Source organism: Flagellimonas yonaguniensis (genome assembly GCF_029193885.1).
GTDB lineage: Bacteria > Bacteroidota > Bacteroidia > Flavobacteriales > Flavobacteriaceae > Flagellimonas > Flagellimonas yonaguniensis.
Map to the genome: position 1 here is coordinate 627791 of NZ_JARFVB010000001.1, position 25894 is coordinate 653684.

The 25894-nt window shown below is 41.1% G+C and carries 23 protein-coding genes; 15 read left to right on the plus strand and 8 right to left on the minus strand.

What is annotated here, in order from left to right:
- The first annotated feature begins 4 nt into the window (after positions 1-4).
- The 6 genes from PY092_RS02845 (at position 5) to PY092_RS02870 (ending at position 9737) form a co-directional block, all read left to right on the plus strand.
- Entirely contained in the window at positions 5-1816 is a 1812-nt protein-coding gene (locus PY092_RS02845) for a DUF4270 family protein (protein WP_275614340.1), read from the plus strand.
- Positions 1817-1943: 127 nt separating this feature from the next.
- Complete coding sequence (gene glmS, locus PY092_RS02850; protein ID WP_275614341.1) at positions 1944-3791, plus strand: glutamine--fructose-6-phosphate transaminase (isomerizing); 1848 nt, start codon at positions 1944-1946, stop codon at positions 3789-3791.
- 210 nt (positions 3792-4001) lie between these two features.
- Positions 4002-6764 (plus strand): TonB-dependent receptor, encoded by a 2763-nt coding sequence (locus tag PY092_RS02855; RefSeq protein ID WP_275614342.1) that lies wholly within the window; start codon positions 4002-4004, stop codon positions 6762-6764.
- 163 nt (positions 6765-6927) lie between these two features.
- A complete protein-coding gene (atpD, locus tag PY092_RS02860; protein WP_127137322.1) occupies positions 6928-8436 on the plus strand; it encodes a F0F1 ATP synthase subunit beta in 1509 nt (502 codons plus the stop codon).
- Positions 8437-8510: 74 nt separating this feature from the next.
- A complete protein-coding gene (locus PY092_RS02865; protein ID WP_275614343.1) occupies positions 8511-8789 on the plus strand; it encodes a F0F1 ATP synthase subunit delta/epsilon in 279 nt (92 codons plus the stop codon).
- A 255-nt stretch (positions 8790-9044) separates the two neighbouring features.
- Positions 9045-9737 carry a hypothetical protein gene (locus PY092_RS02870; protein WP_275614344.1) on the plus strand — a complete coding sequence of 231 codons (693 nt, stop codon included), beginning with the start codon at positions 9045-9047 and terminating at the stop codon, positions 9735-9737.
- Positions 9738-9785: 48 nt separating this feature from the next.
- Here the strand turns inward: PY092_RS02870 and PY092_RS02875 are convergent, their stop codons facing one another.
- Both PY092_RS02875 and PY092_RS02880 read right to left on the minus strand, forming a co-directional pair.
- Entirely contained in the window at positions 9786-10250 is a 465-nt protein-coding gene (locus PY092_RS02875) for a GNAT family N-acetyltransferase (RefSeq protein ID WP_275614345.1), read from the minus strand.
- The gene (locus PY092_RS02880; protein ID WP_275614346.1) at positions 10251-12047 is read right to left on the minus strand and encodes a M61 family metallopeptidase; all 1797 of its coding nucleotides are present in this window, start codon (positions 12045-12047) and stop codon (positions 10251-10253) included. It abuts the gene before it with no gap.
- A gap of 64 nt (positions 12048-12111) precedes the next feature.
- Here PY092_RS02880 and PY092_RS02885 point away from each other — a divergent pair, with 64 nt between their 5' ends.
- Both PY092_RS02885 and PY092_RS02890 read left to right on the plus strand, forming a co-directional pair.
- Positions 12112-12297, plus strand: coding sequence for a hypothetical protein (locus PY092_RS02885; RefSeq protein ID WP_275614347.1), 186 nt, complete (start codon positions 12112-12114; stop codon positions 12295-12297).
- A complete protein-coding gene (locus tag PY092_RS02890) occupies positions 12294-12680 on the plus strand; it encodes a putative signal transducing protein (RefSeq protein ID WP_275614348.1) in 387 nt (128 codons plus the stop codon). The genes PY092_RS02885 and PY092_RS02890 overlap by 4 nt, the downstream gene beginning before the upstream one ends.
- A gap of 64 nt (positions 12681-12744) precedes the next feature.
- Here the strand turns inward: PY092_RS02890 and PY092_RS02895 are convergent, their stop codons facing one another.
- Both PY092_RS02895 and PY092_RS02900 read right to left on the minus strand, forming a co-directional pair.
- The gene (locus PY092_RS02895; protein ID WP_275614349.1) at positions 12745-14244 is read right to left on the minus strand and encodes an ArnT family glycosyltransferase; all 1500 of its coding nucleotides are present in this window, start codon (positions 14242-14244) and stop codon (positions 12745-12747) included.
- Between the two features lie 37 nt (positions 14245-14281).
- Positions 14282-15778: an aminotransferase-like domain-containing protein gene (locus PY092_RS02900; protein WP_275614350.1), complete on the minus strand. Its 1497-nt coding sequence runs from the start codon at positions 15776-15778 to the stop codon at positions 14282-14284.
- A gap of 97 nt (positions 15779-15875) precedes the next feature.
- Between PY092_RS02900 and PY092_RS02905 the strand changes: the two genes are divergently transcribed.
- The gene (locus PY092_RS02905) at positions 15876-17708 is read left to right on the plus strand and encodes a TonB-dependent receptor plug domain-containing protein (protein ID WP_275614351.1); all 1833 of its coding nucleotides are present in this window, start codon (positions 15876-15878) and stop codon (positions 17706-17708) included.
- Between the two features lie 108 nt (positions 17709-17816).
- Positions 17817-18686: a cupin-like domain-containing protein gene (locus tag PY092_RS02910; RefSeq protein WP_275614352.1), complete on the plus strand. Its 870-nt coding sequence runs from the start codon at positions 17817-17819 to the stop codon at positions 18684-18686.
- A gap of 2 nt (positions 18687-18688) precedes the next feature.
- Here PY092_RS02910 and PY092_RS02915 read toward each other — a convergent pair whose 3' ends face one another.
- The 3 genes from PY092_RS02915 to PY092_RS02925 all read right to left on the minus strand — a co-directional run bounded on the left by PY092_RS02915 (position 18689) and on the right by PY092_RS02925 (position 21329).
- Positions 18689-19162: a regulatory protein RecX gene (locus PY092_RS02915; RefSeq protein ID WP_275614353.1), complete on the minus strand. Its 474-nt coding sequence runs from the start codon at positions 19160-19162 to the stop codon at positions 18689-18691.
- Between the two features lie 54 nt (positions 19163-19216).
- On the minus strand, positions 19217-20767 hold the full coding sequence (locus PY092_RS02920) for a ribonuclease E/G (RefSeq protein ID WP_275614354.1): 1551 nt from the start codon (positions 20765-20767) through the stop codon (positions 19217-19219).
- Positions 20768-21038: 271 nt separating this feature from the next.
- The gene (locus PY092_RS02925) at positions 21039-21329 is read right to left on the minus strand and encodes an HU family DNA-binding protein (protein ID WP_014032385.1); all 291 of its coding nucleotides are present in this window, start codon (positions 21327-21329) and stop codon (positions 21039-21041) included.
- 124 nt (positions 21330-21453) lie between these two features.
- Between PY092_RS02925 and mutY the strand changes: the two genes are divergently transcribed.
- From mutY to gldD, 4 genes are read left to right on the plus strand one after another with little or no spacing between them, the layout of a single operon-like run.
- Positions 21454-22491, plus strand: a complete 1038-nt coding sequence (mutY, locus tag PY092_RS02930) for an A/G-specific adenine glycosylase (RefSeq protein WP_275614355.1) — start codon at positions 21454-21456, stop codon at positions 22489-22491.
- Positions 22492-22515: 24 nt separating this feature from the next.
- The gene (locus PY092_RS02935; RefSeq protein WP_275614356.1) at positions 22516-22980 is read left to right on the plus strand and encodes a single-stranded DNA-binding protein; all 465 of its coding nucleotides are present in this window, start codon (positions 22516-22518) and stop codon (positions 22978-22980) included.
- A gap of 28 nt (positions 22981-23008) precedes the next feature.
- Complete coding sequence (locus PY092_RS02940; protein WP_275614357.1) at positions 23009-24319, plus strand: gliding motility-associated protein GldE; 1311 nt, start codon at positions 23009-23011, stop codon at positions 24317-24319.
- Positions 24309-24866, plus strand: coding sequence for a gliding motility lipoprotein GldD (gldD, locus tag PY092_RS02945; RefSeq protein ID WP_275614358.1), 558 nt, complete (start codon positions 24309-24311; stop codon positions 24864-24866). Before PY092_RS02940 ends, gldD begins: the two co-directional genes overlap by 11 nt.
- On the opposite strand, the gene PY092_RS02950 is transcribed toward gldD, so the two are convergent.
- Entirely contained in the window at positions 24867-25301 is a 435-nt protein-coding gene (locus tag PY092_RS02950) for a hypothetical protein (RefSeq protein ID WP_275614359.1), read from the minus strand.
- 261 nt (positions 25302-25562) lie between these two features.
- Between PY092_RS02950 and PY092_RS02955 the strand changes: the two genes are divergently transcribed.
- The gene (locus tag PY092_RS02955) at positions 25563-25883 is read left to right on the plus strand and encodes a hypothetical protein (protein WP_275614360.1); all 321 of its coding nucleotides are present in this window, start codon (positions 25563-25565) and stop codon (positions 25881-25883) included.
- Positions 25884-25894 lie beyond the last annotated feature (11 nt).

Here is a 25894-nt window from a genome sequence, read left to right on the forward strand (position 1 = left end):
TTGAATGAGATTTTCCAAGATTTTCAAGGTTTCAGCACTGGTTGGGACTTTGTTTTTACTAATCGCCTCTTGTGAAGACGAATTGGACACCATAGGTGAAGGTGTTATTTCAGGAGAGCCCTTTACGACCGGCAAAGTGGAGTACGATGTTTTTGCCTATAACAAGAGCATTACCGCTGTGCAGACCAATAGACTTCCATTGTATCAATTGGGAACCTTTAACGACCCTGTTTACGGACAAAGGAAGGCAAGCATTATTTCGCAACTTGTATTGCAAACTGCCTCTCCGACATTTGGAGACATCAGTCAGACCAGTGAAGATGAGGCGGATAATGATCAAGAGAATGAAACGGTAAAGGAGGTTATGTTGCATATTCCGTTTCAAACGGCTCCTTCGCCAGATTTGGATGGTGATGGTATTCCCGATGCGTTTGAAAGTGATGATGATGCCACTGACCCAAATTCTGACTTGGATGGCGACGGTGTTTCCGATATTCAGGAACAAGCGATTGGATCTAATCCGTACGACTCCAGTGAAGACGGTACGGGAGCTGATTTTGTGGCCAATAGTTACCCGAATAAGTATGATTTGGACAGCATTTATGGCTATGTGGGTGAAGATCAGACTTTTAATTTAGTCGTCTCAAGGTCAAATTATTTTCTGCGAGGACTGGACCCCAACTCCAATTTTGAAGAGGCACAGGAATACTACTCCAATCAAGATTTTTCCAGTTTTATCGGAGAGACACTTTTTAATGGAGAAGTTACCATAGATAATGAAGAACTATTGTTTCGGGATAATGAAGACGACCCGGAAACAGAGGACGTTGATGAATCCGAAGAAATAACCAGTAGATTGGCCCCGGGCATTTATGTTCCCTTGAACAATGCATTTTTTCAAGAAAACATCCTGGACAAAGAAGGGCAGTCCGAATTGTTGACTCAATCCAATTTTAGGAATTTTCTACGGGGAATCCATTTGTCAGGGACAAATGCGGATGAGTTGATGTTCTTGCTGGATTTGACAGAGGCCAGCATTACCATCACTTATGAATATGATGATTACGATTCCGAGGCTGAGGAAATTGTAACTGCTGAAAAGGATTTTGTATTGGGCTTTTTGTCAGGAGATTTCCAATCTGGAATTTCGGGGAATGCGGTCAATGTTTTTGAAAATGAAATGTTTCCAAACCCAGATATAGCAAATGCTCTTGACAATGGGGAAAATGCTTCCAGAATATATGCAAAAGGAGGGCAAACACTTGCAGAAATAAGGTTGTTTGATGAAATGGAAAATGGGGGCTCCAATATCATTAACCAAATCAAGCAAAACAATTGGGTGATCAACGAAGCCAATTTGGTGTTTTATGTAGATCAAGAAGCATTGGGTGGATCTGTAGTTGAGCCGCCTAGGCTTTATTTGTATAATGCGGAAACAAATTTGCCCTTGTACGATGCTTCCAATGAGCCCATAAGTGCAAGTTCTGGGGCCAATTCATTGAGATATTATCCCAATCATGATGGCATATTGGAAAAGGAAAACGATTTGGGTGTAAAGTATACCATTCGTATCACAGAGCATATCAATGATATAATTGTCAGGGACTCCGCAAATGCCAAATTGGGATTGACATTGACCCCAAATATCAGTCTTACGGCAGCTCGAGAAGCGATTGGGGCAGATATGCAAGGAGTGGACTACCCAATAGGTGCGGCCATAAGTCCACTGGGAACCATATTATATGGTAGTAATGTGGCAGAAGGAGAGGAAGGGAATAAGTTGAAATTGGAGATTTCTTACACCGAGGCCAACTAATTACCTTTGATTTGTCGTGGATTTTTGAACGTTTATCGTTTTAGGGAACCATAACTACCCATTTTAACGTATACCCTTTAAATTTGATGACCAAACCCCCAAATGGTTATTAATTAAATAAAAGCTTATGTGTGGAATAGTTGGTTACATTGGTCATAGAGATGCTTATCCAGTTATAATCAAAGGTCTTCAGAGACTAGAGTACAGAGGGTACGATAGTGCGGGAGTTACCTTGTTCGATGGAGAGAACATCCACTTGGCCAAAACAAAGGGCAAAGTTGAAGATCTAAAATACAAAGCAGAGACATCCATACCCACTAAAGGAAAGTTAGGTCTGGGACACACACGATGGGCCACCCATGGTGTGCCAAATGATGTGAATTCCCATCCCCATTATTCAAACTCGGGTGATTTAGTGATTATCCATAATGGAATCATAGAGAATTATGGATCCATCAAACAAGCCCTCATAAAAAGAGGATACACATTTGAGTCCGATACGGATACCGAAGTGCTTATAAATCTCATTGAAGAAGTCAAGAAAAAAGAAGGGGTAAAACTGGGCCATGCAGTTCAGATTGCTTTGAACCAAGTGGTGGGGGCCTATGCCATTGCGGTTTTCGACAAGAATAAACCCGACGAAATCGTGGTAGCCAAACTGGGTAGCCCACTTGCCATAGGAATAGGGGAAAACGAGTACTTTATTGCTTCTGATGCCTCACCGTTTATAGAATTCACAAACAATGCCGTTTATCTGGAAGATGAGGAAATGGCCATTGTAAGGATCGGCAAGGAAATCAAGCTTAGAAAAATCAAGGATGATTCCATTGCCTACCCTAATATTTTGGAACTTCAGCTCAACCTCGAAGAAATTGAAAAAGGAGGTTATGACCATTTTATGCTCAAGGAAATCTATGAGCAGCCAAAAGCTATCCAGGATACGTATAGGGGGCGTTTGCTCGCGGACAAGGGAATAGTCAAAATGTCCGGTATTGATCAGAATCTTGAAAAATTCCTCAATGCCAATAGAATCATTATCGTGGCTTGTGGTACTTCGTGGCATGCGGGCTTGGTGGCCGAATATATTTTTGAGGACATGGCCAGAATTCCTGTTGAGGTGGAATATGCCTCGGAATTCAGGTACCGTAACCCTGTAATTACCGAAAAAGATGTACTGATAGCCATCTCGCAATCCGGGGAAACCGCTGATACCTTGGCGGCCATTAAGTTGGCAAAAGAAAAAGGAGCGTTCGTCTTTGGCGTGTGTAATGTGGTAGGTTCCTCGATCGCAAGGGAAACCCACGCAGGGGCATATACCCACGCAGGACCGGAAATCGGAGTGGCTTCGACCAAGGCATTTACCACTCAGATTACGGTATTGACCTTGATTGCTCTAAAATTGGCACAAGAAAAAGGGACATTGTCCCAGTCCAAATACCATGAATATTTGGCAGAACTGGAAGCCGTGCCCACAAAAGTGGAGAAGGCATTATTGTCCAATGCATTGGTGGAGGAGATATCCGAAACCTATAAAGATTCCTCCAACTGTCTATATTTAGGTAGAGGGTACAATTTCCCAGTTGCTTTGGAAGGGGCGTTGAAATTAAAAGAAATCAGTTATATCCATGCTGAAGGCTACCCAGCCGCAGAGATGAAGCATGGTCCCATTGCCTTGATCGATGAGCACATGCCGGTTGTGGTCATTGCCACCAAAAAAGGACATTACGAAAAAGTAGTGAGCAACATCCAAGAAATCAAATCCCGAAAAGGGAGGATTATTGCCATTGTTACCGAGGGGGATAAAGCAGTTAAGGAACTTGCGGACCACGTAATTGAAGTTCCGGAAACTTCAGAAGGTCTTTCTCCGTTACTTACAACCATTCCATTACAATTGCTATCATACCATATAGCGGTAATGAGGGGGTGTAATGTGGACCAGCCAAGAAACTTGGCAAAATCCGTCACGGTGGAGTAAAAAAGAACAAACCATACAATTTGAATTAAAAAGGCGCTGTTTTCAGTGCCTTTTTTATTGATAAAGTAGATTTGAACACTTTTTTTTGCCAAAAAAGTATTATGCATGCATAATTTTTTTCAAATTTGTATAATCGGAATAAAAAAAAATGTATCTTCCCGATTGATACTTAACATGCACAAAAACTAAATTAACTCTAATCCATAGCAAATGAAAAAACTTATGTTTGTTTCCCTGATGCTTTTGTGTTTGGCAACTTATGGTCAAACCACTGTACAGGGAAAGGTAGTTGATGAAAACAATGAGCCTATACCGGGAGCCAATGTGGTCTTGGTGGGTAAAGCAGAAGGAACCACTACGGACTTTGATGGAAATTTTGCCTTTAATACTGATGAAGACCCCCCTTTTCAGCTTGAATTTTCCAGTATTGGTTTTTCGAATTTCATAGCGAATGTCACATCAAACAACCAAACGCTCACCATTACACTTTCGGAAGTTAATACATTGTTGGACGAAATTGTGATCTCGGCGTCTAGGACACCGGAACGAATTTTTGAATCTCCTGTATCCGTTGAAAGATTTGGGCTAAGGGAAATTAAAAATACCACGGCTGAATCCTTTTACGGCGGCCTTCAAAACTTAAAGGGAGTGGATATCAACACCAACAGTTTAACGTTCCAATCCATAAATACCAGGGGTTTTGCAACCTTTGCCAATAATAGGTTCTTACAATTGGTGGATGGTATGGACAATACCGCACCTGGACTCAACTTTGTATTGGGTAACCTTGTGGGGATGTCCGAATTGGACGTGCAGAGCGTGGAGATTCTACCAGGAGCCTCTTCCGCCTTGTACGGTGCCGGTGCTTTTAACGGTATTCTGTTCATGACCAGCAAAAACCCATTCGACTTCCAAGGAATAAGTGCTTACGCCAAGGGCGGGGTAACCACCCAGGATGCTGCAGGCAGCAATTTTTATAAAGATTTTGGAGTGCGTGCCGCCCATGCCTTTAGCGATAAGTTGGCTGTTAAGGCCAACCTTTCTGTTCTGACAGGAGAAGATTGGCATGCCAATAGCCGAGCGGATTTGAACAATCCCGGAGCTGACCGTTCCAATCCAGCTTATGATGGGCTTAACGTTTATGGCGATGAAGTATCCACAGTATTGGATTTTGATGCTGCGGCAGGTTTCCCAACAGGTACCGTAGGTTCGGCATTAATTTCTAGAACTGGATACGATGAAGCAGACTTGGCGAATTATAATGCGGAAAGTGTAAAAGCTGATTTTGCATTGCATATCAGACCTTTTGCTGATGACTTGGAGGTAGTATTAAACAGTAGAATCGGAAGAGGTACCACCATTTATCAAGGAGCCAACCGATATGCCGTAGCAGGGTTTACCATGCAACAGCACAAACTGGAAATTAAAAACGACAATTTCTTTGTAAGAGGATATATCGTTTCGGAAAACTCTGGGGATGCTTATGATACCCGCTTTGCAGCCATTAATGTGAACAGGGCTTGGAAGTCTGATAGGCAATGGTTTACGGATTATGCATCGGCTTATATCCCAACGTACTTAGGGGGTATCCAAGGAGCTGGACTTACTCCTGACCAAGCTTCCGCCCAAGCGCACATTGCAGGTAGACAAGCTGCCGATCAAGGAAGATTGATCCCAGGAACAAATGCTTTTCAAAATACATTTAACAAGGTGATCAATGATGGGGATTTGACCACAGGAGCAAAATTCATTGATAAAACCAAGTTCCGTCACGTAAACGGTAATTACAACATTGCCCACCTGATTGATGATTGGGCCGATATCCAAATTGGAGGCTCGTTCAGGGAATACGAATTGAACTCCCAAGGAACCATTTTTACAGATATAGACGGCCCTATCAAATACAATGAGTACGGAGCCTATCTTCAAGTTCAAAAAAAGTTCTTGGACGATCGTTTAAAATTCACAGGTTCGGCCCGTTATGATAAAAACGAGTTTTTTGATGGATTCCTTTCGCCAAGGGTTTCTTTTGCCTATACTTTGGGTGAAAAAAGAAACCATAATCTTAGGGTTTCAGTGCAGCAAGGATTTAGAAACCCAACAACGCAGGATTTGTTCATTGGTTTGAATGCAGGTTCTGCAATATTGGTAGGTTCGGCACCATCAAACTTGGATAGGGATGTAAGAACATTTAATGTAAGTGAGGCAGGTCAGGAAGAATATGGACAACCTGCTACCGTTGAGCTCGTTGGTCGTGAAGCCTACGAAAATGCCTATTCCGTTAGTTCTTTGCAAGCAGGGGCACCAGAGGTAGTGAATACCCCGCTTTTAAAACCAGAGGAAATTATTGCTTACGAAGCAGGCTATCGAGGCCAAGTAGGTAAGTTTACCATTGATTTGAGCGGATATTATAATAGTTATTCCGACTTTTTGGCCAATACCACCACTGCCGTTCCTTTTTATGGTGAAGCAGGAGATGGAGGCTTATCTTTGGCTGCTATCCAAAATGGAGATTACCAAGTGTATCAAACCTATACCAATTCTGAGGCAGATATTAACTCCTATGGAGGTACCATTGGTGTGGATACAAAACTTGGAAACTTTGATCTAGGGGTAAACTATACATTTGCCGAATTGGATATCGATGAAGGTAAGTACCCAGACCTAAGAACCAATTTCAACACACCCAAGCACAAGGTAAAAGCATCTTTTGGGAACGCGGAGCTATTCAAAAACTTTGGATTTAACGTAAATTACCGTTGGAGTGATAGCTATTACTGGGAAGCCTCTTTTGCGGATGGTGATATTCCCGCATATACTGTGTTGGATGCCCAAATCAACTATTCGGTTCCATCCATCAAATCAGTTTTCAAACTGGGTGGATCTAATCTGTTGGGCGATGAATACTACACGGCAATCGGTACGGGACTTATTGGTTCCATATACTATTTGTCTTGGAGCATAAACCCTTAAACAACAGTAAAAAAGAAAAAGAAAAGGCGTTGGTTTGTCCAACGCCTTTTTTATTGAAAAAAAAAGCTGAAATCGGTTTCTGAATAAGAATGTAAAAGCATATCTTTGCAGCCGAAAAAATAGCGGTTAATTGCCGCGTATTCAATTATAAATAAACATACTAATGTCTAAAGTAACAGGTAAGGTTGCCCAAATTATAGGCCCGGTCATTGATGTTGAGTTTGAATCAGGGGTAGAGATCCCAAGAATTTACGACTCCCTTGAAATCGCAAAAGCTGATGGCTCAAGATTGGTTTTGGAAGTACAATCACATATTGGTGAGAATACCGTAAGGACCATTTCCATGGACTCTACCGATGGATTGAGCAGAGGTGTGGAAGCCGTAGCTACCGGAAATCCAATTCAAATGCCAATCGGGGAAGATGTTTACGGACGTCTTTTCAATGTGATTGGGGATGCCATTGATGGTTTGGAGGAACTGCCTAAAACTGGAGACAATGGACTTCCAATACACAGGGAAGCACCAAAATTCGAGGACCTTTCAACATCCACGGAAGTACTTTTCACAGGGATCAAGGTAATCGATCTTATCGAACCTTACGCAAAGGGAGGTAAGATTGGATTGTTCGGTGGTGCCGGTGTGGGTAAAACCGTATTGATTCAGGAATTGATCAACAACATTGCAAAAGGTCACGGTGGTTTGTCCGTGTTCGCAGGTGTTGGGGAGCGTACTCGTGAAGGAAACGATTTGCTTCGTGAGATGTTGGAATCCGGTATTATCAAATACGGGGACGATTTCTTGCACTCCATGGAAGAAGGAGGATGGGATTTGTCCAAAGTGGATAAAAAGGCAATGAAGGAATCCAAGGCAACCTTTGTGTTCGGTCAGATGAACGAGCCTCCAGGAGCACGTGCACGTGTGGCATTGTCCGGATTGACCATTGCAGAATATTTCCGTGATGGATCTGGAGAAGGGCAAGGAAAAGACGTTCTTTTCTTTGTGGATAACATTTTCCGTTTTACCCAAGCAGGTTCAGAGGTGTCCGCACTATTGGGACGTATGCCTTCCGCTGTGGGTTACCAACCAACATTGGCTACGGAAATGGGGGCCATGCAGGAAAGGATTACATCAACAAAAAGAGGTTCCATTACATCAGTACAGGCGGTTTACGTACCTGCGGATGACTTGACGGACCCTGCACCAGCGACAACATTTGCTCACTTGGATGCCACTACCGTACTTTCCCGTAAAATTGCCGAGTTGGGTATCTATCCAGCAGTGGATCCTTTGGATTCCACTTCCAGGATTTTGACTCCTGAGATTTTGGGTAAAGAACATTACGATTGTGCGCAGCGCGTAAAAGAGTTGTTGCAACGTTATAAAGAGCTTCAGGATATTATCGCCATCTTGGGTATGGAAGAGCTTTCTGAAGAAGATAAATTGGCCGTAGGTAGAGCAAGACGTGTACAGCGTTTCTTGTCCCAACCCTTCCACGTAGCCGAGCAGTTTACAGGTATTCCTGGGGTGTTGGTTGATATTAAAGAGACCATCAAAGGATTTAACATGATTATGGACGGTGAACTAGATCACTTGCCAGAATCTGCCTTCAACCTTAAAGGTACCATCGAGGAAGCTATCGAGGCTGGAGAGAAAATGTTGGCTGAAGCATAAAACAGAATTGGGATTTTAGTATTGAGTAGTTAGATATCTCAATACTCCTATCTCACATTTCAATACAAATAAATATGTATTTAGAAATAGTATCACCCGAAGCTACTTTATTCTCTGGCGACGTAACCTCGGTTACCGTACCTGGAGTAAATGGCGAGTTCCAGATGTTGGAAAACCACGCACCCATTGTTTCTTTGTTGCAAAGTGGGAACGTAAAGGTTAAAGGTAACATTACCATTGATGAGGATTTTGCTGATAAATTTTCCAAAGGAAACAATGGCGAGACAGTTTTGGCAATCTCAAGTGGAACTGTGGAGATGAAAGACAACAAAGTAATCGTACTGGCCGATTAAAATAAATGAATTCATTCACAAAAAAGCCGCTCGATCGAGCGGCTTTTTTTATTGAGATATTCGAAAATAAGAAGAGGCCAAAATAAAGGAATCATATTTCGAATGTTAATATGGAATTTTAATGGGCACATTTTTTTCTTGGAGCGATAAAAATCAATAACTTGTAGGAAAGAATTCTTGATTTGCGCCTTATTTTCAAGCATTTGCTAATCAAGAGTAGTTGAAACTAACTCTGGTTAATCACTTATTTTTGATATGAAAAACCTTTTCTTCTTTTTAGTTGTTGCTATTCTCCCCTTGGCTGTCGTGGCCCAAAACATTACTCCTGATGTTGTGCGTACTGTGGATGTCAATCTGCAGGTCCAAAAAAATAGGGGCGAAGTTTACGACACATATGTGGGTGTGGATGGTTCGCCATATATGAATGATGATTTTATGCCAGCCATGTTGTATCCTGATGAAAAACTCTATTTGGCCAGATACAATGCCAAAGATGATGAAATTGAGGTGCAACTCGCAGAAGATAAAATTTTGGTATTGGACAATTCCAGAAGGGATTACAAGATGGTTTTTAGAGATAGTGACCTTACGTACACCACGCTGTACAACCAAGGAGAGAAAATGTCAGGTTTTTATGTTGAAGTGGTAACAACTGATAGAATATCCGTATACAAGAAGCAAACAAAACGTTTCGTTGAAGGAAGAGAGGCCGTGGATAATTTTTCAAAAAACAAGGACGCCTATTTTACCGAGGCGAGTGAAACGTTTTATATACAGATGAAAGAAGATGGACCAATCCAGGAAATGCCGACAAAGCGTAAAAAGTTTTCAAAGTTATTTGATTCAAAAGAGGATGAAATCGATGACTACATAAAGGACAATGATATCGATCTTGAAGAGGAAAGCGGTATCAAAAAGGTAGTTGGGTTTATTATTACAAGTAAATGATGTGCCATTCCTTTTTATCTGAATGATACACTGACAGTGTTTTGAACCCTATCGCTGCATGTGCATCCAAGACCTCTTATTTTTTCCATCCACTTCAGTGACAATGGTATCGAACCCCACGGGTAGTTTCCTTTTCATGGTTTGATACAGCTTTCGGAAGATACCTTGGCCCCGATGACTTTTGGCTACGCAGATTTGGCCCATTACCATATAGCGGACATTATCATTTAGTGCGGTTTCGATTTCCTTGAACATGGGGCGAAGTACTTCAATATCCTCAGCGAATTTTGGGTGCATGCACAGGGCGTAACCCACAACCTGTCCATCATCAATAGCTATGATGTGTCCACATACCTCGTTCATGGATTTGAGGACGTCCAAGGTATGTTCCACAGTCACAAAACCTTCTTTTGTGCTTTCCTCTTGGCTTATGTTTTTGGGTAAGTTGAGCTGCTGAAGAGTCAGAATCTGTTCTAGCTCTTTTAAAGAATCGACTTGTTTGTAAACGATCATTTACTTCATCTTAAGCCACTCTTTTCGCTGTTCAAGCATTTTTTCGGATGGTTTTTCATCTTTGTCCTCCATTAAACTAAAGGAATAGTCTGGGCTGGGCGTCAAAACCAGTTCAGTGGTTTTTTCCTTTCCGTATCTTGTATATTTTACTTGTAATGGTTCTCCTAAATTGAATTGCTTCAAGTAATCATCAAAAGATTGGTCTTTCACAAAAGTTTTGTCGTTGATACTCAAAATTACATCCCCGTTGTCCAGACCGGCTTCGTATGCAGGACTGCCCATTTTTGTGTTTCTGAGAATCCTATAACCTGAGTTATCCCTGCTCATCGAGACATACGAACCAAAGTATGGTGCAGTTTCAGGTTGTTCCAGAACCACGCCTACTGACTCCATGAGTGTTTTGTAATCGGGCATGTCGCTTTTGTGGATATAGCTGTTGAAAAACTGGTCGCCAAAAGATTTTCCTGCGTATTCGTTCAAAGCACCGTGAAGATTTTCAATCGTATATGGGGTTTCGGCCTTGCCATATTTTTTCCAGACGTATTTCATGAAATCATCCAAATTCAGCCCATTTTCACGAAGGGATAGATCCAAAGCCAAGCCTAAAACACTTCCGTAGGAATAATAGGAAATAAACATATTCTCACGGTTAACAGGATCCACTGAGGTAGCCGCATCCACAAAAGGTGCTTGAAAACTCATTTCGATCGGGTTGAAAAATTGTCGTGCAGGGGAGTTCCAAACATAATTGAACGTTCCGGCCAATCCCTCAACATAAGATTTTGGTGTGGAGAGCCCAGCTCTGCATAAAATCAAACCCGTGTAGTAGCTTGTAAATCCTTCGGCAAACCAAAGCGCCCCGCTCATGTTGGCTTCTTCAAAATCAAAAGGCTCCAAAGTTTTTGGACGAATACGCTCTACGTTCCAAGAATGGAAAAACTCGTGGGATACGGTCCCAATATTACGTTCCATACCGCCATCAGCCAAGCTTCGGGTACTCGTCACTACGGTTGAGTTTCGGTGTTCCATGCCATCGCCCGAGGCATTGGGGATATAGCAGGCAAGAAAAGTGTAACTTCCATAATCGTAATCCGGCAACTCGCCATAGACTTCTTTTTCAGCCAGAACTACTTTCTTTACCTTTTCAAAATATTCGTCAGCTTCTTCCTCAGTTCCGTTGTGATGCAGTGCAAGGTTGACGGTCTTGCCATCCACTTCAAAAGAGCGTAGCATGTAATTGCTGATCTCGGTAGGGCTATCCATAAAATAATATAGGTTCGGCGCCGAATAAGTGGTGCCAGACACCAAAGGAAGCTGTGTTGCCACTTTCCAATCCAAATCTTCACGAACATCAAAGGTCACTTCAATTTTGCGCTCGCTCAATTCAGGCGAGAACATAAAAGTTGCAGGAATGTTCAAGTGGGCATGCGTTTCATCCACTTGGGAATAGGTGCCCCCACCGCGGTTGGCAAACAAAATATATTTGATGTTGATGGTGCCATCGTGTCCGTTAACCTCCCAAGCATAAGGATTGGGACGGGTAACAATCAAAGGGTTACCTTTGCTGTCCGTAGCTTGAAATCCATAAACGTTTTTTGCAAATTCGTGAAGGGCGTATCGTCCAGGGGAGGTTCTGCTCATCCGAAACTCCACGGTGTCCGAAGTTACATCTGGAAAAGTAGCTTCAATGATTGCCTCGTGATGAACGGCATTGTCAAAAGAAATAGAATAGGTATTGGTCTGGGCAGTCATCACTAGCCCAGTGAATAGCGCTAAAATGGAAAGGGTAAATTTCATTTTCGAGTTAGGTTTAAGATGCACTAAGATACTGTTTAATCACCGTAAGTGCTACATTTGTGCCATGGAGGAATTTTTCAAAAAGCTGTCTGATAAGTTGTCGCATCGATTGGAAAACAACGCATTACGAAGTCTTTCCCAATCAAAGCCACTTATCGACTTTTCTTCCAACGACTATTTGGGCATGGCCAGAAACGGAGAATTGGAACAAAATGCCTTGAAATTGCTTAAAAAATATATGGAAACATGAAAAGGGAGTTTCATACATTGGGCACTTTTGAGTTTCCGGCCGATGCTGTTGTGATTAAAGCCAAGCTGGAAGCTGAAGGAATTCCTGTGTTCTTGAAAGATGAGAACACCATAAACTCCTATTCCATGGTCAGTAATGCGATGGGAGGTGTTAGGCTCCAGGTGTATTCCAGTGATATGGAAAGAGCCAAACAGATTTTTGATGAAGTCAGAAGTTATGCCACGGATGATTCAGGAAACCCGATTGTGTGTCCGAATTGCAAAGCAACACGGTCGGAAATCTATTATTCTCGCAAGAACCTTTTCTTTAAGTTGTTTCCATTTTTTGAGTCGACCAAATACAGGTGCATGCAATGCAACTTTATTACAAGACCCGCTCAATGAATTATTTGTTATAGGAATTTCATTGGGAGTAGAAAAAAAGGTCGTTTCGGCCATTGTGGTGGAATCATTCTAAGCGTTGGTAAATAAGTCCTCTTCCCACAGTAGCCTCCAACTTGTAATGCTTTTCTAGGTAAGCATCGATATAGGAGTTATAATCCACCAATTTTTTATCAAAGATTTTCTTGCCATTTCGAGCCACCAAGGTTTTGGGCTGGATAACCTCCATAATATATTTAAGTTCTTCAATCCCTGTTTTTCTAGGATTGCCCAAATCGGAAAACAATTCATCACGGGTAATGTTACTAGGGTGGGTGGCGGCTTTGGTAGGAGGTGTTTCGTCCAAAACCCAATACCCGATATGGTACTCGGTAAAGAAAATAGTATTGGTCTCCAGATTATGGTCTTGAATGTATCTGGGCACATCAATGCCTTCGCCATTGTAAAAAGAGCCCTTTTTTATTTTGTTGGAAACAATGTTCATGTACTCCAAATAGGATTCCATAGGAATAAGCAAGAGCAAAGCAATGAAGAGAGGTTTGTAAGATTTTTTCAACTTGGGAAGTTTACCGAAGGCGATACCCATGGGAATCAAAATAAAGGGGTAGAGCTGAATCAAATAATGCCCATTGACCTTCCCCGTTTGCATAAAGGAAAGCAGAATACCAATGATGACAACGGTCAGCAATTGTGATTCCCTCGATTTAAAATCAATGATTTTGTACACAAAACCAACAATCAAAAGTCCAAGAACAATGAAAACAAAGGGCAATGTTTTTACAGGAGAGTGATATTTGCCACCAGCATAGGCCAAGGGTGCTTCAAAAATGGATTCCCACCAAACATACAAGCTGTCCTGAAGATAATAGGGAAATGCGGTTAGAAAAACGGTAATTGCGATGCCAATCCCCATAAAAAACAAATTTAGGATGCTCTTGGATAACTTGTCCTTTGAAAAACCCTCCGATAAAAAGTAGATACCCAAAGTCAAAACGGGGTAGGCCATATTCAACTTGGACATAATGGAAAGACCAAACAATAGTCCAGCCAATAAAAACCATTGCCATTGGCTCTTATAAATCACAATATATATACCTGCGACAAAAAAAAGCGTACAGATATGCTCCGACATTACCCCTTGCAGGCTACCAAACAAGCTTTGGAAAAAGACACAAAAAATAGCGGACCAAAATGCAATTTTTTTGGAAGTGATTTTTGTGGCGATACCATAGGTGAACAAACTGGTAATGGCCACCATTACGGCTCCAAAAAAGCGAATGGCAAAAAAGCTTTTTCCAAATAGTTTGATGATGATGGCAAAATACAGAAAGGTAATCGGTGGTTTAAGGTCCCAAAGTTGGGTGTAGGGCAAATGTCCGTTTACCCAAGACTGTCCCATCAGGATGAAAGTGCTCTCGTCACGATCCACATAATCCCTAAAAAAGAATGGAAAGCGGATAAAAACCGAGACCACCACCAAAACAAAAAGGACGGTTTTCCAGTCCAGATCTTGATATTCCAGGGAACGTAATTTTTTAAGCACAGCGGTATTCAGCTTTTTGGTCATTACTTATCATCATTGCAATATAGATAAATTTGAATGGTTAAACAGCCACCAACTGTAGGTACGCTTGTTTTAACTTTTCAATTACGATTTTAAGTTCTTCCTCGTTTAAATTCCCATAACCAAAACGTATGGCGCAGTTATTTTTATCTTGAAAGAGAATGGTTTTTGGCAAGAACAAATCTAGTTTTTCAGCTTCTTCGGCCAGTTTTAACAAGGATATGGGTCTTTTAAATCGCAACCACAGGGCAAGTCCTCCAGAAGGTATTTGCCAATCAAGTATGTTGTCAAAATGTTCTTTTAAAAAAGCGCATAAAGCATCCCTACGTTGTTTGTAGGTTACGATATTTTTTTTCTTGAGCCGGTATATTTCACCTTCGGATATCAGTTCAGAGAGCATTTGCTCCTGTATCAGGTCTCCTTGGGTATCCAATAATTGCAAGTAATTATTGGCTTCGGTAATTACCTGTTCTGGCGCCACCACAAACCCAGTATGAAAACTTGGAAATAAAGACTGTCCCAGTTTACCTAAGTAAATAATATTCCCATGGGCATCTGCACATGCCATGGGCAACATGGAAGACCCTTCAAACTGAAAATCATGGTCAAAATCGTCCTCAATTATGGCAATACCATGGATTTTGGCCAATTCCAATAATTGCAATCTTCTTTTGGTGCTCAATGTTGTGGTTGTAGGATAGTCCCTGTTGGAGCAAACATAGATACAACGAATGTGCTCATGTATAAAATACTTCTTTATATAACCAATATCCAATCCCTCATCATCTACAGGTACTGTTTTTATTTTTGCCCCAGCTTGTTGAAATATCATGTTGGCCACATAATTACTTAGTTGTCCAACCAGTACAAAATCACCTGGATTAATTAATACCTGCGAAACAATGTACAGGCTCATTTCCGTACTGCGGGTATTCAATAAATTGGTTGGCTTTATATGGAAGCCCCTGGTGGCATTTAAGTAGTTGCAGAGTTGCGTGCTAAAAACGGAAGGAATCAAGGCACTGGTTCTATTCCATTTGTTGATCAAAGGCTTTCGTTTCATTGCAGCGCTATACCATCTGGAAAATTGGTGCACGGGATGTAATCTTAAATCGGGCTTCCCATCACTTATGGAATATTTGGCAGTGGTCTCCTCTTTGGTAGATGCTAGATTAAAGGATTGTTGGAACGGGAATCCCGGAATTTTTGGATACTCATAAACTTGGTTGATATGTTGTGCGCTTGCCTTTATCTTTACTTTGGAATCTTCTGGAACAACCACAAAAGTTCCCTTGTTGGGTATGATGCTTACCCAACCTTGCGAGGCCAATTCATCATAGATGGCCACAGCTGTATTGCGATGAACGTTCAATAACTTACTTAAAACACGTGTTCCAGGCAACTTACTGCCTTTTTCCAAATAACCACGTTGAATGGCGTTCATGATTTGCTGAGCCACCTGTACATATGCAGGCTGAACAATAGACTTGTCTATAGATACTAGCTGGACCAATAAATCAAAAACCGGACTATTCATTGTTTTAAAACTGGACTAGTTTAATCGTCCGGAAAGTTAGGACTTTTGCAGCATAAAATAAATTGACTTTAAAACTTACCTTTTACAAGCTTACATAATGAAGAAATCAGTTTTATTTTCTGCGATTTTACTGGTCGGTGCTTTTCAGTTAAAAGCCCAACATGACGATGCTGCTATGAAGGTAGATTCGTTAAGCGAAGTGGTGGTGACCGCAAACCGAATTAACCTTCCTTTCAAGGAAAATTCAAGAACCATTAATATTATCACTTCCAATGATATTGAAAACAGTGCAGCTATAAATGTGGCAGATTTGCTACAACAAGTTGCGGGTGTGGATATTAGAAGACGTGGTACTGGAGGTAGCCAAGCAGATCTGTATATAAGAGGCGGCGGGTTTGACCAAACCTTATTGTTGATAGATGGCGTTAAGATGGACGATGCGCAAACGGGGCACCATACCATGAACGCTGCTTTGCCATTAGAGGTTATAGAAAGAATAGAAATTATAAAAGGTCCGGCAGCGCGGGTTTTTGGACAAAATGCATTTGCTGGTGCGATTAATATCATTACCAAGAAGAATTTGGATAATTCGGTTTCCTTAAATGTAGAAGCGGGTTCTTTTGGACAAATAAACGGCAGTGTAACTGCTGGCATTGATAAGGAAAACTCGACACATATAATACATGTGGGAAGGATGACATCTGAAGGTTATAGAAACAACTCAGATTACGACAACGGTAATTATTACTTGAAAAGCATTTTCAATAAAAACCTACAGCCTATAGAAATGACGGCTACTTTTTTGGAGCGTAATTTTGGTGCTGAGAATTTTTATACCACCAATCCTACATTTCATGAGTACGAAGAAACCCAAAATAGCCTATTGGCCTTTTCAACCACCTTTAAACAAAACAAGTTAAAAATACAGCCAAGAATCTATTGGAAACGCAATCAAGACTTGTTTCTCTTGAGGCGAAATGAACCAAGTTTTTACAGAAACATGCATATTTCCAATAAGATTGGGGTAGAGACCAATGCATCTTACGCCTCTAAATTGGGAATTACAGGATTTGGAGTAGAGTTTTCTAAAATATACCTTAGAAGTAACAACTTGGGTAACCGAAACCGTTCCATGTCCAATGTGTTTTTAGAGCACCGTTTTAGTATTGCAGACAATAAGTTGGATATTACCCCAGGTGTAGCGCTAACGTATTTTTCTGACTTTAAGTTTAAAGCATTTCCTGGATTGGATATAGGTTATAACCTTACCAATACTTTTAAAGTATATGGTAATGTTGGTTATACCTACCGCATACCAACCTATACAGATTTGTTCTATAACGATCCAGTTACCAGTGGCAACCCAGATTTGGAGCCAGAAGAAGCCTTTGCGCAGGAATTGGGCTTAAAATACATCACTCCTGAATTTAACGCCAGCGTTGCTGTTTTTAACAGAGATGCAGACAATCTAATAGACTATATTAGAAATGATGTTTCCGAAGATGTATTTGTAGCTACAAATATTACAGAAGTAAATACCAAAGGTTTGGAGTTGGATGCTGCTTATAATTTTAAGTTCAAAGACTTTACGCAAACTTTAAGTGTAGGCTATGCGTTTTTGGATGATAATATTTTAGATCAAAACGAAGAATTGTCCCGTTACTCGTTAAACACGCTAAAACACCAATATACCACACGCTTAAGCATGCAATTGTTCAAAAATGTACGCCAGAATATAATTTATAAGTATGCAGAACGTACTACGGGACAAACCTATAATGTTTGGGATGCATCGCTGGCGGTAAAAGTAAAACAGGCGGAGTTTACCATTACAGCAAGTAATATTTTCGATGCAGATTACATAGAGTCCGGCTTTATACCTATGCCACCGAGTAATGTGCTATTTGGTTTGCAATATAGTTTTAAATAGAAAGAACCGAAGCTGCCGTGGAGAAAGGTAAATTGGTGCCCAAATAGTAGTTTTCGAAATCATTTCAAAACGTTTTATTAATTTAGCTGTTTCAAATTCCTTGAAATTTTGAAGCTGAATCTTGAACAGATACCTCGGGAAAAGACCCTTACCAAAAAGGAGTTTATCCAAAAATATTTCAAGCCCCAAAAGCCTGTCGTAATCGAATGCTTTATTGAGGATTGGCCTGCGTATTCCAAATGGAACTTGGATTATATGAAGGAGGTTGCAGGGGGCAAGGAAGTGCCTTTGTATGACGATCGCCCCGTAAAGCACGATGAAGGTTTCAATGAACCACATGCCAAAATGAAAATGACGGACTATGTGGAGCTTCTTAAGAGCGGTCCTACCAAGTACCGTATCTTTCTTTGGAACATTTTAAAGGAAGTTCCCGAGCTGCAAAAGGATTTTTCGTACCCGGATTTTGGTCTTCGATTGATGAAAGGCCTTCCCATGCTATTTTTTGGCGGACAGGATTCCCACACCTTTATGCACTACGACATCGATTTGGCCAATATTTTCCATTTTCATTTTGAAGGAAAGAAACAGTGCATTCTTTTTTCACAGGACGAGACCAAATTTTTGTACAAGATTCCCCATTCGCTAATTACACGTGAAGATATCGACTTTGCAGACCCTGATTTGGAAAAATGGCCAGCATTACAGTATGCAAAAGGCCATGTTGCACAGTTGGAGCATGGAAACGTTCTTTATATACCCGAAGGATATTGGCATCACATGAAGTACATTACCCCTGGATTTTCCATGAGTTTACGAGCCATTGCCAGAAAACCCAAAAACTTGGGAAAGGCGGTTTACAACATTTTTGTGATGCGGCATTTTGATAACCTGATGCGTAGACTCAAAGGACAGGAATGGATTGATTGGAAAAATGAAAAGGCGGTGGAACGGACACAGAAACTATTGCTGCCGGATTGATGCTATTTGATAAGTTCATTCGTTTTTTCATATACCAAATGACTCTCCCAGCCACGGTATAGCAGATAATCCGCTAGTTTCTTTTTTTTCTTGAAGAGGTTCTTCTCTTTTATTTGGGCCATCCGTTTTTTTGCGAGCTCATCAAAAGTTGTTAGGTAATCCTCATTTTGTATTTCTGCCAATGCACTTTTAATGTTGTAAGCGGAGATATCACGGAACTTTAACTCTCTGATGATTCTGTTCGCTCCCCACTTTTTAATATTGAATTTACCTCGGGCAAACGCTTTGGCGAAGCGCTCTTCGTTGAGATAGTTCTCTTGGATGAGGTGTCCCAGTATGTGGTCTATCGCTTCAGGAATCATGTTCATACGCTTCAGTTTTCCCACCACTTCCTTGTGGCAACGTTCTTGGTAGGCACAGTAACGCTCCATCCTTTTGGTTGCTTCGGTAAGGGTGTGGCTTTTGGTGTGATTCATATTCCAAATGTACATAAAACAAAAAAGCGACCCCATTTCTGGAGTCGCTTCTTATTAGGGTCGTATTGTTTTGCCGTCTTTGTCCTTAAAACGATATTCAAGGTACTTGTAGGCATCCCTGGGTTGAACTTTAACCCACTTTTTATAGGTTTTGAACCACTTGGAACGAATGGATGGGAATCCTTTGGTAAGATAAGCCGCAATAAACGGGTGTATGTTCAGTACAATTCCGTTGTTTGTGCGCCCTGGTTTAAGGATTCGCTCCAAATCTGCCTGAATCTTATCGATCAAGACAATGGGAGCTTCCACTTCGGCACCCGATACATTCGGGTTTTCCTCACTGGTTTTGATGTTCATTTCGGGACGGACACGTTGTCTGGTAATTTGAACAAGCCCAAATTTACTGGGCGGCAAAATTTTGTGTTTTGCCCGATCGTCCTTCATTTCGTCCCTAAGGTGGTCAAACAATTTACGCCTGTGGTCACCTTTGGTCATGTCAATGAAATCTACCACGATGATTCCACCCATATCGCGCAAACGTAATTGCCTTGCAATTTCGGTAGCGGCCAATAGGTTGACTTCAAGTGCGGTATCTTCTTGGTTTTTCGCCTTGTTGGAACGATTACCACTGTTTACATCGATAACGTGCAAAGCTTCAGTGTGTTCAATAACAAGATAAGCCCCACGGCTCATGGATGCTGTTCGGCCAAACGAGGTCTTGATTTGTCGCTCTATCCCGAATTTTTCAAAAATCGGGGCCGAACCGGTGTACAACTTTACAATGGACTCTTTTTGCGGAGCAATTTCGTGCAAATAGTCCTTGATTTGGTTGTAGAGTGTTTCTTCATCAACATGAATTCCAGTAAAGGAATCGTTGAATACATCCCTAAGGATGGATGATGCCCTGTTCAATTCCACCAAAACTTTGGATGGATGGGGCGCTTTGTGCAATTTTTTGCACATGTTTGTCCATTTGGAAAACAAGTTCTGAAGATCTTTATCCAGTTCTGCAACCTTTTTGCCTTCTGCTACGGTACGTATGATGACTCCAAATCCTTTGGGCTTAATACTTTTTACAAGCCTGATAAGTCTGTCCTTTTCCTCTTTGCTCGCTATTTTTTGTGATACCGAGACTCTATCGGAAAAAGGTACCATGACCAGAAAGCGCCCGGCTATGGAAAGCTCGGAGCTGATTCTAGGTCCCTTGGTTGAGATGGGTTCTTTTACTATTTGTACCAGTAGTGACTGATTGGCTTTCAACACGTCGTTGATGCTGCCATTCTTGTCAATATCTTTTTCAAATGGAAAATTTCTAAGGGAATAATCTTTGAGTTTCCCTGTTCTAGCTTGTTTAATGAATTTCAACATGGAAGACAGTTGCGGGCCCAGGTCGTGGTAGTGCAGGAACGCATCTTTTTCATAACCTACATTGACAAATGCTGCATTGAGGCCTGTAACGGGTTTTCTAATCTTGGCTAGGAAGATATCCCCTACGGAAAAGTTATTATTGTCTTCTTCTTTGTGTAATTCTACTAATTTTCCATCCTTTAGTAAGGCAAAATCGACTGCATCTGGTGTAGATCTTACGATTAATTCTCTATTCACCTGAATCGATTTTTATTTATCCCACATGAATTTTGGGATAAATGATTAAACAATATATGGAATCGGTTATTTTTCGAACCGATTGAAATTCGTTTCTTGAATCTCTATGTCAAAGAACGTGATTGGGTAAAACGAAAAAGTAGTTGAAACAACTACTTTTTCTTGTGTCGGTTAGCTCTTCTGCGCTTCTTACGCTTGTGCGTAGCTACCTTATGTCTTTTTCTTTTCTTTCCACTCGGCATATGCTCTTGCTTTAGTGTTGTTAATTATATTATTTTACTTGTACATTAGTCTTTACGCCTTCCACAAAAACTTTGGCGGGCTTGAATGCAGGGATATTGTGTGCGGGAATTTTAATGGTAGTGTTCTTAGAGATATTCCTACCTGTTTTTTCCGCTCTGGTCTTAATGATAAAGCTACCAAAGCCTCTTAAATAAACATTATCACCATTCTCCAAGGATGATTTCACCTCTTCCATAAAGGATTCCACTGTCGCTTGCACATCTCCTTTTTCAATACCTAGTTTCTCCGAGATCCTAGTTACAATATCTGCTTTCGTCATTTTGTATTATTAATTTTCTAATTTTTTTCGGCTTGCAAATATAAACATTATAATTAATCTTTCCCTTTAACCCTTTAATTTTAAGTATATAAACTGATACATTTGAGCTTTATTACTTTCATTGATGAGTTTTGCCCCAAAAATCTTGAATTGGTACCATGAACATCAGCGTGATCTCCCGTGGAGGGAAACGCGTGATCCCTACAAAGTTTGGCTGTCGGAAATTATTCTGCAACAAACCCGTGTTGCTCAGGGAATGCCCTATTATTTAAAGTTTGTGGAAGCTTTTCCCACGGTGTATGACCTAGCGGATGCCCCCGAGGAGCAGGTGCTCAAATTGTGGCAAGGGCTTGGGTATTATTCCCGAGCACGCAATTTGCACGCCACAGCCAAAATGGTGGTAAATGATTTTGATGGAGAGTTCCCTAAGACCTACAAAGAGTTAAAATCGTTAAAAGGAGTGGGCGATTACACTGCAAGTGCCATCGCATCTTTCTGTTTTGATGTACCAGAACCTGTGGTGGATGGGAATGTCTACCGTGTTTTGTCTAGATATTTTGGGGTTGATATACCCATCAATAGCACACAGGGCATCAAATATTTTAAGGAACTTGCCCGTGAAGTGATGGATGCGGAGAACATCAGGGATTACAACCAAGGGATCATGGAGTATGGTGCGGTGCAATGCGCACCCAAAAAACCGTATTGTTTGTTGTGCCCGCTCCAAGAAAGTTGTGTGGCATTCCAAGAGAACAAGGTAGACCAACTTCCTGTAAAGTTGAACAAAACAAAGGTGCGTAACCGTTACTTTAATTATATGGTGTTGCTGGATGATGATGGAAATACTATTTTGGAACAACGAACAGGAAAGGGTATTTGGCAGAATTTATATCAGTTCCCACTTATTGAATCGGAAAAACAGCTTCAGGCCGAAGAATTGAGGCCCTTGATCCATAAAAAAGATGTAGTTCCCGAAACACAATCCATATCATTATATAATAAGGAACCCATTGTGCACAAACTATCACACCAACATTTGCACACCCGATTTTGGATCTTAAAAACTTCTGATATATTGGAGGAGGGAACCCCATGGAAAGAAATTGGTGGTTTTCCTGTACCAGTTTTGATAGCAGATTTTATCAAGACATTGAAAATTTAGTACTTTTGATTAATTAAGAGAGATATGAGCGGAACATTGAACAAGGTAATGCTGATCGGGCATTTGGGAGACGAAGTTAAAATGCACTATTTTGAGGGCGGAAACTGTATCGGTAGATTCCCTTTGGCCACCAACGAAACCTATACCAACAGGCAAACGGGCGAAAGGGTGACCAATACGGATTGGCATAATATCGTGGTGCGCAACAAGGCTGCTGAAATTTGTGAGAAGTACCTCAGTAAGGGAGATAAGGTATATGTCGAGGGTCGCTTAAAGAACAGGCAATGGCAAGGGGAAGATGGGAACATGAGATATACCACCGAAGTGCACGTGCAGGACTTTACCTTTTTGAGCACCAAGAAGGAGAGTATGGCCAATTCGCAATCATCGGGTTCATCGTCCGCCAATTACCAAGAACCATCGAAGGCTGAGAGCCCTGCTGCACCTATCGACAATACGGAAGAAGAGGATGACGACCTACCATTCTAAAATAAAAGACTAAAAAAGCAATATTAAATTGGATCCCGAGCCCCATTGTTTGGCATTTTATCTTACCACTTTTAGTGGAATCTTCACTTTAAAAATTGTTGTGCTAGTGCTTCTTTTGGCTTGCTCCGCCATGATTTCGGCAGCAGAGGTGGCTCTTTTTGGCCTTTCCCAGACCGACGTGAACGAAATGAACGAGAACGATTCTTCACGCAGCAAGTTGATTGTGGAATTACTGGATAAGCCCCAGAAGTTGCTCGCAACCATTCTTATCACCAACAATGCCATCAATATTGGAATTGTACTCCTGTTCAGTTCCATCGGCAATACAATTTTTGAGGGAATCGACGGAACCTTCCGCTTTTTGTTGGAAGTTGTTGTGGCTACCTTTTTGATTTTGATGTTCGGGGAAATTCTCCCGAAGATATATGCCAATAGAAACCGAGTACAGTTTTCACACTTTATGGCGGTCCCGTTGAAGGGCCTGAACTATTTGTTTTCCCCTTTAAGTTCCCCGATGCGTGCAGTAACCCTGTTTATGGAGGATAAATTGGGGAAGAAAAAATCCAATCTGAGCATCAACCATCTTTCTCAAGCCCTTGAATTGGCCTCTGAAGGAGACACCACTAAGGAGGAACAAAAAATTTTGGAAGGCATTGTGACCTTTGGAAACACGGATACCAAACAGGTAATGCGACCTCGGATAGATATTTTTGCGGTGAACGAAAAAATGAAGTTTCCAGAGGTGTTGCAGGAGATAAAAAGGAACGGATATTCCAGAATTCCTGTTTTCTCTGAAAATATGGATAATGTTTTGGGCGTTCTCTACGTGAAAGACCTTTTACCTTATATTGATAGGAAGAGTTTCAATTGGATGTCGCTCATCCGTGAGCCTTATTTTGTGCCGGAAAACAAGAAATTGGATGATTTGCTGTTGGAATTTCAGGACAAGAAGAATCACTTGGCCGTTGTGGTGGATGAGTATGGCGGTACTTCGGGAATTGTCACCTTGGAGGACATTATCGAAGAAATCGTTGGCGATATCAGCGACGAATTTGATGATGAGGACTTGATCTTCTCCAAATTGGACGACCACAATTATGTGTTTGATGGCAAAACCGCGTTAAAGGATTTCTATCGTGTAGTTAAGATTGATGAAGAAGATGAGTTTGAGAGTCAAAAAGGAGAATCGGAGACGATTGCTGGATTCGTCCTGGAAATTTCAGGGAGCTTCCCTAAAATAGGAGAGAAGGTCTTGTTCAAGGACTACCAATTTATCGTGGAGAGTATGGACAAGAAAAGATTGAAACGCATAAAAGTAACATTGCCCCATGAAGCATAGGATTTTATTTTTCGTTATTGCAGCAACCCTTTTTGTAAGTTGTAAAGATGAGGTATTGCCCAAGCCCAAGGCCATGTTGCGATTGGATTACCCTGCAGCTGAGTATACAACGGCAGGCTCGGATTGTGTGTACACTTTTGATCAAAACATTTTATCCATTAATAAAGAGGGTAAGGATTGTTCCATGATATTGGACTATCCTATGATGAACGGTTCCATTTACCTCACATACAAACCTGTTCATGGGAATTTGGATACGCTGCTAGTGGATGCACAAAAGCTATCTTACGAGCATGTGGTAAAAGCTGACAACATAGCAGAGCAACCCTTTATCAACCAAGAAGATGGTGTTTACGGGATGTTCTACGAAGTAAGTGGAAATGCAGCGTCGCAATCACAGTTTTATGTGACCGATAGTATCAATCACTTTGTTACGGGCTCTTTATACTTCTACGCCAAACCTAATTACGATTCCATTCTTCCTGCGGCCATGTACTTGCAGAACGATATCCGGAGAATTATGGAAAGTTTACGGTGGAACGAATAATTATTGGACCGTATCCTTGGCAAGGAGGGCTTCAGCTCTTGCGATACTCCCGTTGATTTTTTCCTTGACCACTTTTACTTTTTCTTCCTCTTCATCCAGCCATTGCTGTTTTTCTTCGGAAAGTTCCTTGCCTTCCAATATTTCTTCATGATTGAAACGGTCGCCAAATTCTTTCATCCAATCCATCATTGCCGTGTTGGCTTCCTGAAGGTCTTTCATGGCCACTTCATATTGTTGTCCGATTTCTGTGGAATCCACTTTAGGCTTTAGTTCCCCGACCAATTTGCCGATAGTGCCCATTTTGGGCATTACCTCATCATGAATTGCCATCACTTTTTCCATTTGGGCAGATTCTTCGGTGGTTTTCTTTTCTTCCTTACAGGAGAAACCTAAAAACAAAACGGTACATAAAAGGGTATACAATATTTTCTTCATGGTCATTGATTTGATTACAAAAATAACGATAAGCAAAACACCATCGTATAATAATAATTTAATATCTGTTAATGGATGATTATTTGGGCACCAAAAGTATCACGATGGAGAAGCCTTTTAAGTGACCTTTGTCACAAAACAGTATTTTTGATAGGCTTAAATTTGTGGTTTCAACTTGCGAGGTATAGCTAATTGAAGAATACACTCATTACATATATATGGAGAACAGGTTTCTCTTGGCTCTTTATTAGTTTGATACTAATGAGCAATCTACGTTTTTCGTCAATGTACGTGTATTATAGTTTGGATAGGGAAGGGTTCATAGAAAAACTTTGCGAGAACAAGGACAAACCAGAACTTAATTGTAATGGAAAATGTATGTTGGCGCAAATGCTCCGAGCACAAGCGGAGGATGATGAACCCATGCCCTTAATCGGGTGGGAAGAGGTTTTGGTATTCTTCATGGACTTGCCCGTCTATAACGTACCAACTGATGGTAAGGAAACCCACACTGCATTCCATTACAAGAACTCCTATTCTTATCACTTTAACGATACGCTCATCAAACCCCCGATGATTTAAGATATACTACT

Excerpts from the sequence above, each read along its gene's own strand:
- PY092_RS02845 (WP_275614340.1), top strand. The coding sequence starts at position 5 with ATGAGATTTTCCAAGATTTTCAAGGTTTCAGCACTGGTTGGGACTTTG.
- glmS (WP_275614341.1), top strand. The coding sequence starts at position 1,944 with ATGTGTGGAATAGTTGGTTACATTGGTCATAGAGATGCTTATCCAGTT.
- PY092_RS02855 (WP_275614342.1), top strand. The coding sequence starts at position 4,002 with ATGAAAAAACTTATGTTTGTTTCCCTGATGCTTTTGTGTTTGGCAACT.
- atpD (WP_127137322.1), top strand. The coding sequence starts at position 6,928 with ATGTCTAAAGTAACAGGTAAGGTTGCCCAAATTATAGGCCCGGTCATT.
- PY092_RS02865 (WP_275614343.1), top strand. The coding sequence starts at position 8,511 with ATGTATTTAGAAATAGTATCACCCGAAGCTACTTTATTCTCTGGCGAC.
- PY092_RS02870 (WP_275614344.1), top strand. The coding sequence starts at position 9,045 with ATGAAAAACCTTTTCTTCTTTTTAGTTGTTGCTATTCTCCCCTTGGCT.
- PY092_RS02875 (WP_275614345.1), bottom strand. The coding sequence starts at position 10,250 with ATGATCGTTTACAAACAAGTCGATTCTTTAAAAGAGCTAGAACAGATT.
- PY092_RS02880 (WP_275614346.1), bottom strand. The coding sequence starts at position 12,047 with ATGAAATTTACCCTTTCCATTTTAGCGCTATTCACTGGGCTAGTGATG.
- PY092_RS02885 (WP_275614347.1), top strand. The coding sequence starts at position 12,112 with ATGGAGGAATTTTTCAAAAAGCTGTCTGATAAGTTGTCGCATCGATTG.
- PY092_RS02890 (WP_275614348.1), top strand. The coding sequence starts at position 12,294 with ATGAAAAGGGAGTTTCATACATTGGGCACTTTTGAGTTTCCGGCCGAT.
- PY092_RS02895 (WP_275614349.1), bottom strand. The coding sequence starts at position 14,244 with ATGACCAAAAAGCTGAATACCGCTGTGCTTAAAAAATTACGTTCCCTG.
- PY092_RS02900 (WP_275614350.1), bottom strand. The coding sequence starts at position 15,778 with ATGAATAGTCCGGTTTTTGATTTATTGGTCCAGCTAGTATCTATAGAC.
- PY092_RS02905 (WP_275614351.1), top strand. The coding sequence starts at position 15,876 with ATGAAGAAATCAGTTTTATTTTCTGCGATTTTACTGGTCGGTGCTTTT.
- PY092_RS02915 (WP_275614353.1), bottom strand. The coding sequence starts at position 19,162 with ATGAATCACACCAAAAGCCACACCCTTACCGAAGCAACCAAAAGGATG.
- PY092_RS02925 (WP_014032385.1), bottom strand. The coding sequence starts at position 21,329 with ATGACGAAAGCAGATATTGTAACTAGGATCTCGGAGAAACTAGGTATT.
- mutY (WP_275614355.1), top strand. The coding sequence starts at position 21,454 with ATGAGTTTTGCCCCAAAAATCTTGAATTGGTACCATGAACATCAGCGT.
- PY092_RS02935 (WP_275614356.1), top strand. The coding sequence starts at position 22,516 with ATGAGCGGAACATTGAACAAGGTAATGCTGATCGGGCATTTGGGAGAC.
- gldD (WP_275614358.1), top strand. The coding sequence starts at position 24,309 with ATGAAGCATAGGATTTTATTTTTCGTTATTGCAGCAACCCTTTTTGTA.
- PY092_RS02950 (WP_275614359.1), bottom strand. The coding sequence starts at position 25,301 with ATGAAGAAAATATTGTATACCCTTTTATGTACCGTTTTGTTTTTAGGT.
- PY092_RS02955 (WP_275614360.1), top strand. The coding sequence starts at position 25,563 with ATGAGCAATCTACGTTTTTCGTCAATGTACGTGTATTATAGTTTGGAT.